This window comes from Rubrivivax gelatinosus, assembly GCF_016583785.1.
Lineage (GTDB): Bacteria > Pseudomonadota > Gammaproteobacteria > Burkholderiales > Burkholderiaceae_C > Rubrivivax > Rubrivivax gelatinosus_B.
This window is the reverse complement of the sequence record NZ_NRRU01000216.1, coordinates 1-1,222: the sequence shown is the minus strand read 5'-3', so window position 1 is coordinate 1,222 and position 1,222 is coordinate 1. Positions and strand designations below refer to the sequence as shown.

At 74.5% G+C, this 1,222-nt stretch carries 1 protein-coding gene; it reads left to right on the top strand.

Features of this window, described 5'->3' with window-relative positions; all coding sequences use genetic code 11:
* The first annotated feature begins 267 nt into the window (after positions 1 to 267).
* On the top strand, positions 268 to 1,059 hold the full coding sequence (locus CKO43_RS25435) for a Crp/Fnr family transcriptional regulator (RefSeq protein WP_200380414.1): 792 nt from the start codon (positions 268 to 270) through the stop codon (positions 1,057 to 1,059).
* Positions 1,060 to 1,222 lie beyond the last annotated feature (163 nt).

The window sequence follows — 1,222 nt, the reverse complement described above, 5'->3', positions numbered from 1 at the left end:
TCGCGGCGGCGGGCGCCGTGCGGGGCGTGCGCCGGCGCGGCGGCGGGGCTGGCTGGCGGCGGGGCTTGCATGGACGCCAACGATGCCCGGCGGCCACCGCCGCGGGCCCTGTGGTTTCTGCCAATGTCGGGTTTTCGATGGTCCGGGTATGGTCGCTGCAGCGGTCGGTTCCCTCGTGTCACGAGGCGAAATCCCGGGTTTTAAGCCCCCGGCCGAAAAACGGGTTTGTAGCCGCGGGGGCCCGCCGCCGGAAGCCGGAGTGAACCGATGTTGACTGCTGAACCGATCGAGCTGGCGCTGCTGCGGCGCCCGCTGCCCGCCTGGGCGACGCTGCCGGCACACCAGGAGCTGCGCCTGGGCGAGAAAGCCGCGCTGCAGGCCGGGCCGTGGTTCGCCGGGCTGTCGGCGGGGCTGCGCGACGCCATCCTCGCGCGCGGCCAAGTGCGGCGTGTCGCCGCCGGCGTGCGCATCGCCAGCCGCGGCGACCTGTCGGCCTGCTGGTTCGGCGTCGCCCGCGGCGCGGTGCGCCTGGGCACGGCGCTGTCCGACGGCCGCGCCTTCACGCTCGACTTCGTCGGCCCGGGCCAGTGGTTCGGCGACATCGCCGCGATCGACGACCGGCCCTCAGACCTGGACGCCGTGGCCCACATGCCGTCGACGCTGGTGGTGCTGGCCAAGCCGGCGCTGCGCGAGCTGATGGACCAGCACGCCGAGCTGCGCGACGCGCTGCTGCAGCTGAACTGCCAGCGCCTGCGCCACATGTTCCGCCGCTTCGAGGAGCTGCACACGATGCCGCTGGCGCTGCACCTGGCGCGCCAGGTGCAGCGCCTGGCACGCCAGTTCGGCCAGGACGGCCCCGAGGGCACACGCATCGAGCTCGACGTCTCGCAGGCCGAACTGGCCGCCAGCGTCGGCGGCAGCCGCCAGCGTGTGAACCGCGCCTGGCGCGCGATGCTGCAGCTGGGTGTGGTCGAACGTTCGGGCTCGCGCCTGGTCGTCGTCGACGAAGCCGCGCTGGCGTTGCTGGCCGCGCAGGGGCTGGACGGCTGCCCCGAGTAGCGCGCGAGAACCCCCGGCCGCACGCGGCGATGGGTGCTGCGTTCCGGCCGCGGTGTTAGGGTCGGCCGGTCGCCGCTGCACCGGCTGCCGATGACCACCACCCGCGAGCTGCCCCCGCAAGACCCCGCCACCGCCTGGCACGGGCTGGACGTCGCCCAGGTGC